We start from the raw sequence: 14,932 nt of genomic DNA, 5'->3' as shown, positions 1-14,932 counted from the left end.
TATAACTTTAAAAATAATGAAAACTACAGCAGAAAAAATAGCGCCTTTGTTTGATATGAAGGGCGAAATACAATCCGTAACTCCTTTTGGAAACGGACATATAAACTATACTTTTTTGGTAAAAACCTCACAAACAGAATATGTTTTGCAAGGGATTAACACCAATGTATTCAAAAAACCACACGCTATAATCAAAAACATAGAATTGCTTTGGGAATCTGAACCTAATAATGAAATCATTTTAAATATGATACCCACCAAAGCAGGAGGTTATTCCGTGGAGGCGGACAATGCCGTTTGGCGTGTTGTACCTTTTGCCAAAGGATATACCGCCTATGAATTTGTACAAGAGCCTTGGCAGGCAGAAAAAGCAGCCTCGGCTTATGCAACTTTTATAAAAACCTTTGCCAATATTGACACCCAAAAATTAGAAGATACTATTCCTGATTTTCATAATGGAATGCTTCGTTATCAGCAACTTGAACAAGCTTACGCACAGGCTAAACCCGAGCGTATCGAAAAAGCCAAAGAATTGTATGCCTTTGCTCAATCCCACAAGGTGATTTTTGACGAGGTTCAAAAAGCTGTTGATAGTGGTAAAATTCAGAAAAGAGTTACGCATAATGATACCAAGATAAATAATGTACTGATTAACGAGGAAAATCCAGATGATTTCAAAGTTATTGATTTGGATACAGTTATGCAAGGTATTTTGCTTTATGATTTTGGGGATATGGTGCGTACTTCGGTAAGCCCGACCAATGAAAATGAAATGGATGATAGCAAAATCGTTTTTAATGTTTCATTTTTTGAAGCTATCTGTAAAGGCTTCTCCGTAATGAAAGAAGTAATGACGCCAACGGAAAAGGCAATGATTCTCGATGGTGCGAAATATATGATTTTTATCATCGGGGTACGTTTCTTGACCGATTATTACAATAACGATATCTATTTCAAAACTCATTTTGAAGAAGAAAACTTCATCAGAGCTCGAAATCAATTTGTATTATTACAACGATTGGAAGCTAAGGAGGCAGAATTACGCCAAATCACCCAAAAATATTTTGGATAGATAGCTTTAAAATTCGTACAATTTTATACTACAAAATATCCTAAAGCAAGGTTTTGTTAAGGTTAAGATGTGATATCATAAAAAAAAATCGTATTTTTGTAACTAGCAGATTTTCTTATCGATGATATTATGAAAAAAACTATAAAACCATTGCTTTGGGGTATTTTTTTATTTATAGTAGCTTGTAAGAGTGAAAGGGAGACATACCAGCCACGATTGGCAGCACTTTCCCAGATGAAATCCTTTGAAATTGAGGCAACAAGTGTTAGAGCAATGACACTTTTGGATGAAAAAAATGTCGGATTTGCAGGTAGTGGAGGTGTTTTTGGATTTATTGATACTAAGAATGCTACTATTTTTCATAGTACTCTCAAAAATAAAGGAATAGATGCTGATTTTCGTTCGGTAGGAGCAACACAGCAAGACTTTTTAATGCTTTCGGCAGGAAATCCTGCGATGATTTTTAAAACTTCGGATAGTCAAATGAGAGAGGTGTACCGTGAGCAACACGATGCTATTTTTTATGATAGTATGCTGTTTTTTGACTCCGAAAATGGTATGGCAGTAGGCGATGCTACTGAGGGTTGCCTTTCGGTACTGACCACCAAAGATGGTGGCGCTTCTTGGAAGAAAATCACTTGCGAAAAACTTCCTAAAATGGCACAAGATGAGGCTCTTTTTGCGGCAAGTAACTCTAATATAGCTCAAATTTTCGGTAAGGTATGGGTCATTACAGGAGGTAGTCAAAGTCGTATATTTATTACCGATACACAATGGAAAAACTGGGAAGCAGTAACCTTGCCAATCATTCAAGGCAGCAGCTCTCAAGGAGCTTTTTCTGTAGATTTCTACGATACTCAAAAAGGAATAGTTATGGGAGGGGATTATTTGCAACCTGAAAATAAAAAAGCAATAGGGGCTTTAACTTTTGATGGTGGAAAAAAATGGCAAACCATTGATGAAAAATTTGCTCCAGGATATGTAAGTTGCGTAAAATATATACCAGACACAAAAGGCAATGAACTTTTGGCAACTGGCCCAAATGGTATTTGGTTTTCCAATAGTGGTGGGAAACAATGGCAAAAGGTGGACGAAGGGGCTTATCACGCGATGCTGTTTCTCGATAGAAATACTTTTGTTGCCTCTGCGAATGGTAAAATAACCCTTTTCCGTATTAAATTCACATTACAAAAATAACCCTTTTTTGGAGTTTATCTCATCATATATTTAAGTAGAAAAAGCATCAAAAGAAAGAAAACGAAACCTAAGAGAATATATCTGCTACCCTTGTAATATTTCTGGTGTAGTTTTTTATCCTTGCGGTAGCTGTATGTGGTAATTAGTACAAAGCCAATGAAGAAAACTATGGCAAAAATTAGTTGTCCTTGAGTAATCATATTATTTTTTGGGTAAATGTAGCGAAAATATTATTTTAACTCAAAACAAATTCTACTGATATTTTTTAGCTTTTTCAAACTGTCCTTGTTGTGCATAAAGGGTGTAGAGCGCATAGCGGAGGTCTTTGTGATCTGCCCATTGTTGTAATCCTTTTAGAAAAATATTTTCAGCTTGTTTTACTTTGCCCATTTCTTGTAGTAGCAATCCGTAATTGTAGTAAACGCGTGGGTTTTTATCCTCTAATTGTATTGTTTTTTCAAAATATTTGAGGCTTAATTCGGGTTGTTCCATTTCATAAGTCAGTAGCGCAAGCCGAAAAACGATTTGAGCATTTTTAGGTTCATACGATGCCGCTTCTTGTAACATTTTTAAGGCTTCTGAGTTGCGTTTTTGCCCATTTAATAGGGTAGCCAAATTCAAACGTACGTAATTGAGTGTTTTGTCTTTATGTAAAGCACGTTGGTAAAATTTCAATGCTTTTTGGTGCTGTTCGGTTTTTGCATAGAAATCACCTGCAATGGCACTTCCGCTGGCAAAATCAGATTGATGCAAGATAAAACTTTCCAATTCGTTAAAGGCTTTTTGAAATCCGTTTTTAGTGAGTGCCGCTTGTAGCCCGTAGTGATTTAGACATAAATCGGCTGTAGCGATACGTACGGCTCTTATTTTATCTTTCAGAAGAGGTAAAATTTCAGTTTCGTAATAAGTAATTGGGAAATTATTGAGCCCTCGAACGGCTTGGTATCTAATTTGTTCGTTGTTGTGATTAAGATGTGATTTTAGCAACTCAATGCTTGTTTGAGTAGGGATTTCACTTGTATAATGTAAGGCTGTAGCTTTTATGATTTCAGGATAATCTTCCGAGGCTAACAATCGTTTTAAATTTTCAATACGATTTGGGTTTTTAGAAGAGCTTCCTAATATTAAATCTTCATCGAAATGGTTGTTTTTGTTTAAGTTACCATACCATTTTTTGGCGTGAGTATTTGCCCATTGCGCCGATTTGTCACTGTGGCATTCGTTACAAGCGTTAGGTACGTTGTATTTGGCAGAAAGGTCAGGGCGCGGAATGCGAAATACGTGGTCGTGACGAATGTCATTTCCCATATAAGTTTTGGTAGGCATATGGCATTTTACACAAAGGCTACCTTCACTCTGAGGCTGATGAAAGGTATGAGTTTGATGATTATATTTTTCCGTATCGTGACATTGTAAGCACAATTGATTGCCTTGTGCTTTGAGCTTGGTGGTGTGTGGGTCGTGGCAATTACTACATCGAACACCGTGCTGATACATTTTACTTTGCAGAAAGGAAGCATATTTGTAATTCTCTTCTAAAACTTGTCCATCAGCATAATAGTTGGGGGTACTTGGTATTTCGGGTAAATAATTGTCTAAAAAAGAATTCGAATCAATAAATTCTCCTCCAATTTCGCCCCTTCGGGAATGACACGGAGCGCAACGCAATATCTCGGTGTGCTGTTCCGATATATTCCACAAAGAATCACTTCCCTTTACATAATTTTTGTCTTTAACGGCTTGTAAATGTTTTTGTGTATTGCCGTGACAACTCTCACAACTTACTGTTAGATGCGTATAGGTGGTTTGGTAAGTATCGTCGGTAGGATTGTAATTCTTTTTTAGGTTGGTGCTATGACAGGAGGCGCACATTAGGTTCCAGTTTTGGGCATTTCCTGTCCAATGTAACCAATCATCGTGCGGAATGTGCTGTTTTTCATATTGATGAAACCAACGTTGCTTTCTACTATCCCAACTTTGTCGAGTTACTTGTAATCTTCCACCTTCAAAGGCAACCAAATATTGTTGTAGCGGATAAAAACCAAAGGTATAGCGTACTTCGAAATCGTGAGGTTTACCATCACTATCCGTTGTGGTGATGTAGAATTTATCTTCTTTTTTATAAAAATGTGAGGTTACCCCATCGGCAGTGTAAGTGGTGTTATTGAAATCTCCTAAAACGGTTTCTTGCGTAGCAATTTCCATTGCTTTGAAGTGATGCGACGATTGCCAATCGGTATATTCTTTTTGGTGGCAATCTCTACAAGTTTCAGGGCTGATGGGTTTTGAGTGTTGATTTTCAGAAGAAACAATATTAGTATATCCTTTTTCCGAAGTTTTTGGTAGGTGAAAAAAGAATCCTACTCCTATGAGAATAATAACCAGGGGAATGATGATATAAAGATATTTTTTTTGCATAGGTTTTCAATGTCAGCTACCGACAAAGGTACAACAATGTTATCATTTTCCGAAGCGTATTTTTATGAAAAAAGCCGATAGTTGTTCTCTATCGGCTTAACGTTTTTTCTATTTGCGTTCAATTTCTCGCAAGTTTTCCATTTTTTTCTTTTGTAAGAATCCGTAAATGTCTTCAAGGTGTTCGGTAACTTTACCATCAGCGAATTCATATACTTTTGATACTAATCCGTCCAAGAAATCTCGATCGTGTGACACTACAATTAGGGTGCCGTCAAATTCCAAAAGAGCTTGTTTTAGAATATCTTTGGTACGCATATCTAAGTGGTTTGTAGGTTCATCTAGAATAAGTAGATTTACGGGTTCCAGTAGTAACTTTATCATAGCTAGTCGCGTACGTTCGCCTCCGGAGAGTACCTTTACCTTTTTTTCACTCGCTTCCTTATTAAACATAAACGCTCCGAGGATGTCACGAATTTTAGTTCGGATATCTCCCACGGCAATATCATCAATAGTTTGAAAAACAGTAAGTTCATCATCTAAAAGGGAAGCTTGATTTTGAGCGAAATATCCAATTTGGGCGTTATGACCTAAGGTTAGCGTTCCATCGTGCTTGATTTCCTGCATAATACACTTAATCATAGTTGATTTTCCTTGCCCATTTTTACCCACGAAAGCTACTTTTTCTCCTCGTTTTATGGTGAAATTGGCATCAGCAAACACTTTTTTGCCTTCGTACGATTTACCTACATCTTCAGCGATTACCGGATAGTTCCCTGAACGAGGTGAGGGCGGAAATTTCAAACGTAAGGCTGAAGTATCTTCCTCATCAACCTCAATGATTTGTAATTTTTCAAGCATCTTTACTCGTGACTGTACTTGCAAGGTTTTTGAATAGGTACCCTTGAATCGTTCAATAAATTCTTGCGTTTCGGCAATCATTTTTTGCTGTTCTTCATATTGTTTTTGCTGTTGTGCCCGACGTTCTTTACGTAACTCCAAATAGTGTGAATATTTGGCTTTGTAGTCGTAAATACGCCCCATTGTAACTTCAATGGTTCGGTTGGTGATGTTATCCACAAAGGCTCTGTCGTGTGAAATTACCACTACGGCTTTACCCGAACCTATAAGAAAATCCTCAAACCAACCGATGGAGTCAATATCCAAGTGATTGGTAGGCTCGTCTAAAAGGAGTACATCGGGCTTTTGCAGTAGTAATTTGGCAAGTTCAATACGCATACGCCATCCTCCGCTAAATTCATCGGTTTTTCGGTGAAAGTCATTACGGGTAAAGCCTAATCCGAGTAATGTTTTTTCAATTTCGGCATCTGTATTGGTATCCTCTATGTTGTAGAATTTTTCGCTCAATGCAGATACTTCTTCAATGAGCTTCATATAATCGTCTGATTCGTAATCGGTTCTTCGGGTAAGTTCATCATTGAGGAAATTGATACGCTCTTCCATTTGGTGTAGATGCGAGAATGCTTGTGCCGTTTCTTCAAATACGGTACGTCCGTCACGAGTCATTAAATGCTGAGGCAGATAGGCAATATTACAGTCTTTAGGAAAGGAAATACTGCCTTTGGTAGGCTGACGCACACCTGCCAAAATTTTTAATAAAGTGGATTTACCCGCGCCATTTTTGCCCATTAAAGCAATTCGATCTTGCGGATTGATTACAAAAGAAACGTCTGAAAATAGGGTAGTTCCCCCAAATTCTACTGATAAACCATTGACTGAAACCATTACATTAAACTCAAAAATTAGTCTGCAAAGGTAAACAAAAAGACCAAGTACAAAATTTGTATATCAAAATTTTAAAAAAATCATCAAAAATCATTATGTTTGTACCCTGCGTATGCCCTATTGAAGTGTACAGAGGATGATTTTTATAATTTATTGATAAATAAAAAGTTAATGAATACTGTTTTAAGAGAAGTATCAGTTTCTAAAAAAACTTTTTTTCGGGAGAAAGTTGCCTTATGGTGTTTTCGCTCGGTTTTATTGCCCAAGTTCCCTTTTGTTGTACTACAAAAGGGGCTTTGGTCGTTGCGTATTTGAGATTTTTTGAGCTATTTTAGGATGTGTTTCCTATAAAATATTGATTTTATAAGCATTATAACTTAATTACTCACTCCTTTTTAGGATAAAAAATCATCAAAAATGAAAAACAAATACATCGACCTAATAGATCAAACCTACTACTTCCCACAAGATGAATTCCGTTTAGAGGCTGACGAGCTTCGTTTCCATAATATTGATTTAATGGAGCTAGTTCGCCAATACGGAGCTCCTCTAAAATTTATGTATTTACCCCGAATTTCCGAAAATATTCAACGCGCAAAACGTTGGTTTGACAAAGCCATCAAAAAACATCGTTATAAAGGGGTGTATAATTATTGTTATTGTACTAAAAGCTCTCATTTTAAGCACGTAATGACTGAGGCACTTAAAAATGATATTCATTTAGAAACCTCATCGGCTTTTGATATTGATATCATCAATAATTTGATAAAGGAAGGGCGCATTACCCAAGATAACTACATCATTTGTAACGGATTCAAACGAAATGGATACATCGACGGTATTGCTGATTTGATAAATCGCGGATACAAAAATTGTATGCCTGTGATTGATAATTATGAGGAAATCAATCTTTTCGACCAAAAGGTTGAAGGTCAGTACAATATCGGTATTCGTATTGCTTCAGAAGAAGATCCTCGTTCGGAGTTTTATACCAGCCGCCTCGGTATAGGATATAAGAATATTGTTCCTTTTTACAATAAGGAAATTAGAGATAATAAAAAGGTAACTCTTAAGATGTTACATTTTTTTATCAATACAGGTATAAAGGATAATGCTTACTATTGGAACGAGCTTTTGAAGTGTTTAAAGGTGTACATACAGCTTAAAAAAGCAGCACCAGAATTAGATAGTTTGAACATTGGCGGAGGTTTTCCTATCAAAAATTCATTGGCTTTTGAGTATGATTACGCTTATATGGTAGATGAAATCATTCGCCAGATAAAAATTGCTTGTGATCAAGAAAAAGTGCCTGTACCTAATATTTTTACCGAATTCGGAAGCTTTACTGTAGGTGAGGCTGGTGGAGCCATTTATGAAATTATGTACCAAAAGCAACAAAATGATCGCGAGAAATGGAATATGATAAACTCTTCGTTTATCACCACTTTACCCGATTCTTGGGCAATAAACAAGCGATTTGTGTTGCTGCCGATAAATCGTTGGAATGACGAGTACGAGCGTGTTTTACTCGGAGGGCTCACTTGTGATGGTGACGATTATTACAATAGTGAGCAAAATATGAATGCAATTTATCTTCCTAAATATAACAAAAACAAGCCTTTGTATATTGGTTTTTTCAATACAGGAGCCTATCAGGATACCATCGGTGGAGTAGGAGGATTGCAACACTGCTTAATTCCACAGCCTAAAATTATACTCATCGATAAAGACGAAAATGGTAAAATCACTTCTCGTTTATTTATGGAGCAACAAAAGGCAGAAGAAATGCTGAAAATATTAGGATACTAAATAATTACAAGAAGAAAAATGAGAACTTATGCAGCTATTCCAGAGAAAAATGCAACGCTGGAAAATTCAAAAGTAATGCTAATTACCGTGCCTTATGACGGAACTTCAACTTGGGGGAAAGGGGCTGATAAAGGACCTGAACTTTTTTTGAATGCTTCCGAAAATATGGAACTTTATGATATAGAAACCGATACGGAGCCCTATTTGGAAGGTGTTTATTTGGCAGGAGAGGTTTCAGAAAATGCTTCACCTGAGGCAATGACAGAAGCAGTTTATCAGAAAACCAAAGAATTGCTTAAAAATGAAGGAAAACTATTTACTCTCTTTGGAGGAGAGCACTCGGTATCAATAGGTGCTATTCGTGCGGTGGGCGAAAAATATGATAATCTGACCGTTTTACAGTTAGATGCTCATACGGATTTGCGTCCTGATTTTCACGGCTCGGCTTGTAACCACGCTTGTGCGGTTTTTGAAGCTAACCAAAAGCATAATTTGGTGCAGGTAGGTATCCGCTCTATGGATGCTGAAGAAAAACGATATTTGCCAGAAGGTCGTGTTTTCTTTGCGCATCAAATAGCTAAAAATCCGAATTGGATAGATGAGGTATTGGCTAAGGTTTCAGGTAATGTATACATAACCATTGATTTAGATGCTTTTGACCCTGCCTTTGCGCCTTCTACAGGAACCCCTGAACCAGGCGGATTGCAATGGTATCCTACTTTGGAATTATTACATAAGGTATTTAAAAAATGTAATGTGGTAGCCTTTGATATTGTGGAACTTATGGATAGCCCTGCGGCTAAGCCTACTGCCTTTTTAGCAGCTAAACTTTATTATAAAATGTTAGCTTATTATCATACTGCTAAAAAATAGAACGTTAATAAGCCGAGAAATCCAATTTTTTTTCGGCTTTTTTCTAAATCGTTTTGATTTTAATAGGCTGAATTTTTATTAAAAATAATAATCATATTTGTATCAAACATAAAATAAAGAAAAACAATGAGTAAAGGACCTATTTCACAATTTATAGAAAAGAATTTCTTGCATTTCAACGCTGCGGCATTGGTAGATGCGGCAAAGGGCTATGAAACGCATCTTTTGGAAGGCGGAAAAATGTTGGTTTCTCTTGCCGGAGCGATGAGTACTGCCGAGCTGGGGATTTCACTGGCAGAGATGATTCGTCAGGGGAAAGTGGATATTATTTCTTGTACAGGAGCAAACCTTGAGGAAGATGTGATGAACCTTGTGGCACATTCGCATTACAAACGTGTACCAAATTATCGTGACCTTACGCCTCAGGACGAGTGGGAACTTCTTGAAAATCATTACAATCGAGTAACGGACACCTGTATTCCTGAAGAGGAGGCTTTCCGCCGTTTGCAAAAGCATTTGGAAGAGGTTTGGCATAAAGCAGAAAAGAATGGAGAACGTTATTTTCCACACGAGTTTTTATACCAGGTGGTAAACTCAGGCGTATTGGAACAATACTACGAAATTGATCCGAAAAACTCTTGGATTGTAGCTGCTGCTGAACGTAACTTACCTATTGTTTGTCCAGGTTGGGAGGATTCAACTACAGGAAATATTTTTGCGTCGAATGTTATTAAAGGCAACTTGAAGGCTTCGACAGTGAAATCAGGTATTGAGTATATGGTGTACTTAACAGAGTGGTACAGAGCTAACTCTGGCGGAAAAGGTGTAGGCTTCTTCCAAATTGGTGGAGGTATTGCAGGAGATTTCCCTATTTGCGTGGTGCCGATGATGTACCAAGATTTGGAATGGACTGATGTACCTTTTTGGGCGTATTTCTGTCAAATCTCTGATTCAACAACCAGTTATGGTTCCTATTCAGGTGCCGTTCCGAATGAAAAAATCACGTGGGGAAAATTGGATATTGACACTCCTAAGTTCATCGTTGAATCCGATGCAACAATTGTAGCTCCACTAATTTTTGCATACATTTTAGGGCAGTAAATAATGAAGTCAATAAAGCTAAAAAATATTTGAATTATTTTATTTTTTAATTTTAAAAATTCATTTACCTTCGCCGTCCAAAAATAATTTTTTATATGAAGAGAGTAATCGTTGATTATAAGAAACTAACAAATGAAATTTTATCCATTTTGGTAGAGAAATATCCAGATGGTTATGGAGATGACGATGTGATTCGCTTTAAAAATGCGAAAAATGAAACCGTAGAGGCTTTGGAGGTACGTACCGACGATGTTATTTACTTGGTTAAAGTAAGTACTCGTTTAGCCGATACGATGGAGAATTTCGATGAAGACGATGACTTTAATGCCGATGCTTCTGGCGATATTGAATCGGCAACTTTGGAAATTCCAGAAGAAAGTATGGAAGAAGAAGATTAGTTCGGGCTATCACAAAGTATGAAAAGAGGGATTACAATTTTGTAATCCCTCTTTTTACGTTTACACGATTCCGAAAAGTCGCTGTATATTCTTGTAAGATGATTTCACGATTTTTTCCAACTTATCTGGTTTTTTCCAGCATACTTTTTCAATATCTTCAGCAGTTTGTGGGGTGAGTTTGCCTTTGTAATCACTGGTCATTTCGTACCAATAGGTTTCTTTGAGCTGATATTTTCCATCTCTTTTAAAAATATGGTAAGTAATGGTTTTAAAGTTATTGATTTTCAATTTTTTAACTCCTGTTTCTTCTTCCACTTCACGCAAAGCGCTGGTAGCTATATTTTCTCCTTTTTCTTTTTTCCCTTTGGGCAAATCCCATTTATTTTTTCTTTTGATAAACAGAATTTTTCCTTTTGAATTGGTAACAATACCCCCTCCTGCCTTGATAACCAATAGTTTCTTTTTGAATTTTTTGAGTAGTTTTTCTGATTTTGGATGATATAGATACAATTTTTCAACTTCTTTTTTCTCCAACTCTTCCATAATAAATTCGATAGAGACATCTTTTAGCGGAAAATATTTGATAGTATCCGTATTATCTTTTATATTTGTCAAAATGATTGACTTATCATTAACAAAAATTTCATACATCATAAACAATGGTTTTAGATAAGAATACAGCTCAAAAAACAGCCGATTATTTACTGCAAATAAAAGCAATAAAATTGAATTCTGAAAATCCTTTTACTTGGGCATCGGGCTGGAAGTCGCCCATCTATTGTGATAATCGTGTAGTGCTTTCATATCCTGAAATTCGTAATTATATAGCCCAGCAAATGGCAAGAGAGGTTCAAGAGCGATATCCGCAAACGCAGGTAATTGCAGGAGTTGCCACTGGAGCTATTGGTATGGGTATGCTTGTGGCAGATAAGTTGGGCTTACCTTTTATTTATGTACGTCCTGAGCCTAAAAAACACGGAAGGCAAAATCAAATAGAAGGTGCTTTGCAGTCAGGGCAAAAAGTAACGGTAATTGAGGATTTAATCAGTACCGGAATGAGTAGTTTAAATGCCGTTAAAGCACTTAAATCGGCTCAAGCTGAGGTGTTAGGAATGTTGGCAGTCTTTTCTTACGGTTTTGAAACAGCTCACCAAAATTTTAAGCAAGAAAATGTAGTGTTGCACACTTTAAGCAATTATGAGAATTTACTTTTACAAGCTTTAAATATAGGGTATATTTCTGAAAATGAGTTAGAAATGCTTAAGAGTTGGCGTGAGAATCCGTCGAAATGGCGACAATAATTATATATTATGAAATTGGAATCTAAAAAAGTAGTAATTCAGAAAAAAGATGAACAGGTTTACAGTTTTTTAAATCATCTTGAAAATTTTCAAAAATTGATGCCTGAATCTATAGAAAAATTTGAAATGTTAGGAGCAGATGCTTTTGTATTTGCCTTAAAGGGGATGCCAGAAATTGCTTTGGAAAGGGCAGAGGCATCTGCTTATCGTCAAATGGTTTTGAAAGCCAAGGATGGTAAGATTCCTTTTTTATTAAAAGTTGATTTAGAGTCGATTTCGGAAAATGAAACACAAGTGCAGTTCTGTTTTGAAGGGAATTTTAATCCGATGATGGCTATGATGATAAAATCGCCTATTGCTAAATTTATTGAAACCTTGGCAGATAAAATGACAATTCTTTAATTTTTAATTTATTGATATTTTTGAATTTATTCTTTTCTAAAAAGCAACGAAAATAAGGTAAATCATTCATTGAAATTCTTATCTTTGCTGGGTAAAATTTTAAGAATATGATTTATAAATTCAGAGTAATTCTCGATGTAAAAGAGGATGTTATCCGTGATATAGCTATTGAAGGAACCGCTAATTTGGAGGATTTACACAATGCTATTACTCAAGCTTTTGGGTTTGCTGGAGATGAAATGGCGTCGTTTTATTTGTCGGATGACGATTGGAATCAAGGTGAAGAAATTACCCTTTTTGACCTTTCCGAAAATGGAGAAACTCGTTTGATGCAAGAAGAAACCATAGAAAATGTGGTAGATGAAGACCAACCCAAATTACTCTATGTTTATGACTTTTTCAATATGTGGACATTCTTTGTGGAATTGAAAGAAATTTCGCAAGAAACAGAGTCTTTAAGCTATCCTGCACTTTTATTTGCTCACGGAAGTATTCCTGCTGAAGCTCCTGAGAAAAACTTCGAATCAGACGATTTTAATGAGTTTGAAGACGAATTCAGTGATTTTGATATGGATGAAGAGGACTATGGCGAGTTCGGTTATGGAGACGATGATTACCGTGAAGATTATTACTAAAACTTAAAAATTTGAAAAAATAAGGAAATAAATATGCTTAATTTATACAATACGCATATCGATAGTTTATCTATTCATCGCATTGGAAATCAAAGTAAAGGAGAACCTCTTTTTATCTCCGAGCAACCCTATGCACTCAACGATGAAATTATTGGATTGCTTAAAGAATATTTTTTCAAACCCTTTCGAGAAAAGGAAGAAAATTATTTTCGATTTTCACACGATGCAGATGTGGAATTCAACGAACTTTATCAATTGATAACTTCCATTTTTGAAAATGAAAATTCAATTCATCAAGTCTCTAAAAAAATAGCTCAACATCTTTACAATCAGTCCAATCATCCGCATATCAAAAGTGGTGAGTTATATGTTACCCTTCTTCACGATATTTTTTTGGATAATCAGAAAGTGAGTGCGGTGGGTATCTTCAAGTCGGAAATGAAACATAACTTTCTACAATTTGAAGAGCAACAAAATCAGCTGGAAATCATTATACAAGAAGGTGTAAATATTCATAAATTGGACAAAGGCTGTATCATCTTCAATGTGAATAAAGAAGAAGGATATAAGGTACTTTCGGTAGATAGCAATCGTTATGATACTAAGTATTGGCTTGAAAATTTCTTAGGGGTTGATGCTTTGATTGATGAAAATTTCTTTACTAAAAAATATTTGAAATTCAGTCAGGATTTTGCCAAGGAAGTTATACTTCCAGCGGAAGACAAAAAAGAAGAAGTGATGTTTATGAATCGGGCAATCAATTATTTTGCTAAAAATGATGAGTTTGAGGAAACTGCATTTATGAATGAGGTTATTGATAATCCAGATTTAATCCCTGAGTTCAGAAACTATAAAGTAGAAAAAGGACCTAAATACAAAATAGAAGATGTGTCTAGTTTCCCAATAGCTAACAAGGCAGTTTCAGATGTTCGTAAGAAAATCAAAAACGTAATTGATTTGGATACGAACATTCAAATTCGTTTGGATTTTATCAATCCGGAATCAGCCGAAAAATTTGTAGAAAAAGGTTGGGACCAAGAAAAACAAATGTATTACTATTTGGTTTATTTCAATAAAGAACAAAAAAGTTAAAAGTTAACAGGAAAATAAATAAGGCGGACTGAAAGTCCGCCTTATTTATTTTTAAATAAAATATTTAATTATTTAGATTTTCCCTGATTAGCTACATTGTTGATAGCCGCTGCAATAGCTTCTTGGTCGCCTAAATAGTAGCTTTTAATAGGTTTTAAATTGGCATCTAATTCATATACCAAAGGTACTCCTGTAGGAATGTTTAGTTTTAGGATTTCTGCCTCGCTAAGGTTGTCTAAAAACTGAACCAAAGAGCGAAGGCTATTTCCGTGAGCAGCTATGATAACACTTTTTCCGCTTTTTACAGCAGGAGCAATATCGCTATGCCAAAACGGAAGCAAACGATCATAAGTGTCTTTAAGACTTTCTCCAGCAGTTTTATCTGTTGCTGAGAGCTGGTCATAACGACGATCGTGTGAAGGATGGCGCTCATCAGTTTCTTCAATTAGTGGCGGACGAACATCGTACGAACGTCTCCATAAAAGCACTTGGTCTTCACCGTATTTTTCAGCTGTTTCCGCTTTATTCATTCCTTGAAGCGCTCCGTAACTTTTTTCATTCAAACGCCAATTTTTGTGAGTAGGCACCCATAAATCACCCATAGCTTCTAAAGCGTGATTGAGGGTTTTGATGGCTCTTTTAAGTACAGAGGTATAAGCAACATCAAAACGGAAACCTTCCTCTTTCATAATTTTTCCTGCTTGACGAGCCTCTTCAACTCCTTGTTCTGTTAGGTCAACATCGTGCCAACCTGTAAATAAATTTAATTTATTCCATTCACTTTGTCCGTGGCGTAATAAAACCAGTTTGTACATTTTGATTTATTTTTTGGTTATTATTTATTTTTTAAACTCCTACAAAGGTAGTAATTTTATGTAGAATAAAGATATT

General features: G+C 36.0%; 14 protein-coding genes. 10 read left to right on the top strand and 4 right to left on the bottom strand.

Going from position 1 to position 14,932, the window contains the following annotated elements:
* Positions 1 to 16: 16 nt before the first annotated feature.
* Positions 17 to 1,072 carry a phosphotransferase gene (locus CGC47_RS03030; protein WP_041999985.1) on the top strand — a complete coding sequence of 352 codons (1,056 nt, stop codon included), beginning with the start codon at positions 17 to 19 and terminating at the stop codon, positions 1,070 to 1,072.
* A 129-nt stretch (positions 1,073 to 1,201) separates the two neighbouring features.
* On the top strand, positions 1,202 to 2,269 hold the full coding sequence (locus tag CGC47_RS03025; RefSeq protein ID WP_041999988.1) for a WD40/YVTN/BNR-like repeat-containing protein: 1,068 nt from the start codon (positions 1,202 to 1,204) through the stop codon (positions 2,267 to 2,269).
* A gap of 252 nt (positions 2,270 to 2,521) precedes the next feature.
* On the opposite strand, the gene CGC47_RS03015 is transcribed toward CGC47_RS03025, so the two are convergent.
* Both CGC47_RS03015 and CGC47_RS03010 read right to left on the bottom strand, forming a co-directional pair.
* A complete protein-coding gene (locus CGC47_RS03015) occupies positions 2,522 to 4,687 on the bottom strand; it encodes a multiheme c-type cytochrome (RefSeq protein WP_041999991.1) in 2,166 nt (721 codons plus the stop codon).
* A gap of 108 nt (positions 4,688 to 4,795) precedes the next feature.
* A complete protein-coding gene (locus CGC47_RS03010; RefSeq protein WP_041999994.1) occupies positions 4,796 to 6,430 on the bottom strand; it encodes an ABC-F family ATP-binding cassette domain-containing protein in 1,635 nt (544 codons plus the stop codon).
* A 417-nt stretch (positions 6,431 to 6,847) separates the two neighbouring features.
* On the opposite strand from CGC47_RS03010, the gene CGC47_RS03005 reads away from it, so the two are divergent.
* The 4 genes from CGC47_RS03005 (at position 6,848) to CGC47_RS02990 (ending at position 10,611) form a co-directional block, all read left to right on the top strand.
* Complete coding sequence (locus CGC47_RS03005; protein WP_013997603.1) at positions 6,848 to 8,239, top strand: type III PLP-dependent enzyme domain-containing protein; 1,392 nt, start codon at positions 6,848 to 6,850, stop codon at positions 8,237 to 8,239.
* An 18-nt stretch (positions 8,240 to 8,257) separates the two neighbouring features.
* A complete protein-coding gene (gene speB / locus CGC47_RS03000) occupies positions 8,258 to 9,112 on the top strand; it encodes an agmatinase (protein ID WP_042000003.1) in 855 nt (284 codons plus the stop codon).
* A 126-nt stretch (positions 9,113 to 9,238) separates the two neighbouring features.
* Positions 9,239 to 10,213, top strand: coding sequence for a deoxyhypusine synthase family protein (locus CGC47_RS02995; protein ID WP_013997600.1), 975 nt, complete (start codon positions 9,239 to 9,241; stop codon positions 10,211 to 10,213).
* A 95-nt stretch (positions 10,214 to 10,308) separates the two neighbouring features.
* Positions 10,309 to 10,611, top strand: coding sequence for a hypothetical protein (locus CGC47_RS02990; protein WP_013997599.1), 303 nt, complete (start codon positions 10,309 to 10,311; stop codon positions 10,609 to 10,611).
* A 60-nt stretch (positions 10,612 to 10,671) separates the two neighbouring features.
* Here the strand turns inward: CGC47_RS02990 and CGC47_RS02985 are convergent, their stop codons facing one another.
* Positions 10,672 to 11,262: an NUDIX hydrolase gene (locus tag CGC47_RS02985; protein ID WP_013997598.1), complete on the bottom strand. Its 591-nt coding sequence runs from the start codon at positions 11,260 to 11,262 to the stop codon at positions 10,672 to 10,674.
* 8 nt (positions 11,263 to 11,270) lie between these two features.
* Between CGC47_RS02985 and pyrE the strand changes: the two genes are divergently transcribed.
* The 4 genes from pyrE to CGC47_RS02965 all read left to right on the top strand — a co-directional run bounded on the left by pyrE (position 11,271) and on the right by CGC47_RS02965 (position 14,041).
* On the top strand, positions 11,271 to 11,912 hold the full coding sequence (gene pyrE / locus CGC47_RS02980) for an orotate phosphoribosyltransferase (RefSeq protein WP_042000007.1): 642 nt from the start codon (positions 11,271 to 11,273) through the stop codon (positions 11,910 to 11,912).
* Between the two features lie 9 nt (positions 11,913 to 11,921).
* Entirely contained in the window at positions 11,922 to 12,314 is a 393-nt protein-coding gene (locus CGC47_RS02975) for an orotate phosphoribosyltransferase (protein ID WP_013997596.1), read from the top strand.
* Between the two features lie 107 nt (positions 12,315 to 12,421).
* Entirely contained in the window at positions 12,422 to 12,949 is a 528-nt protein-coding gene (locus tag CGC47_RS02970; protein ID WP_041986710.1) for an IS1096 element passenger TnpR family protein, read from the top strand.
* Between the two features lie 33 nt (positions 12,950 to 12,982).
* The gene (locus CGC47_RS02965; RefSeq protein ID WP_013997594.1) at positions 12,983 to 14,041 is read left to right on the top strand and encodes a nucleoid-associated protein; all 1,059 of its coding nucleotides are present in this window, start codon (positions 12,983 to 12,985) and stop codon (positions 14,039 to 14,041) included.
* A 68-nt stretch (positions 14,042 to 14,109) separates the two neighbouring features.
* Here the strand turns inward: CGC47_RS02965 and gpmA are convergent, their stop codons facing one another.
* On the bottom strand, positions 14,110 to 14,856 hold the full coding sequence (gene gpmA / locus CGC47_RS02960; RefSeq protein ID WP_042000010.1) for a 2,3-diphosphoglycerate-dependent phosphoglycerate mutase: 747 nt from the start codon (positions 14,854 to 14,856) through the stop codon (positions 14,110 to 14,112).
* Positions 14,857 to 14,932 lie beyond the last annotated feature (76 nt).

This window comes from Capnocytophaga canimorsus (assembly GCF_002302565.1).
Taxonomy (GTDB): Bacteria; Bacteroidota; Bacteroidia; order Flavobacteriales; family Flavobacteriaceae; genus Capnocytophaga; species Capnocytophaga canimorsus.
Note: the sequence above shows the minus strand (reverse complement) of the source record. Positions and strands in the feature narration are given on the sequence as shown.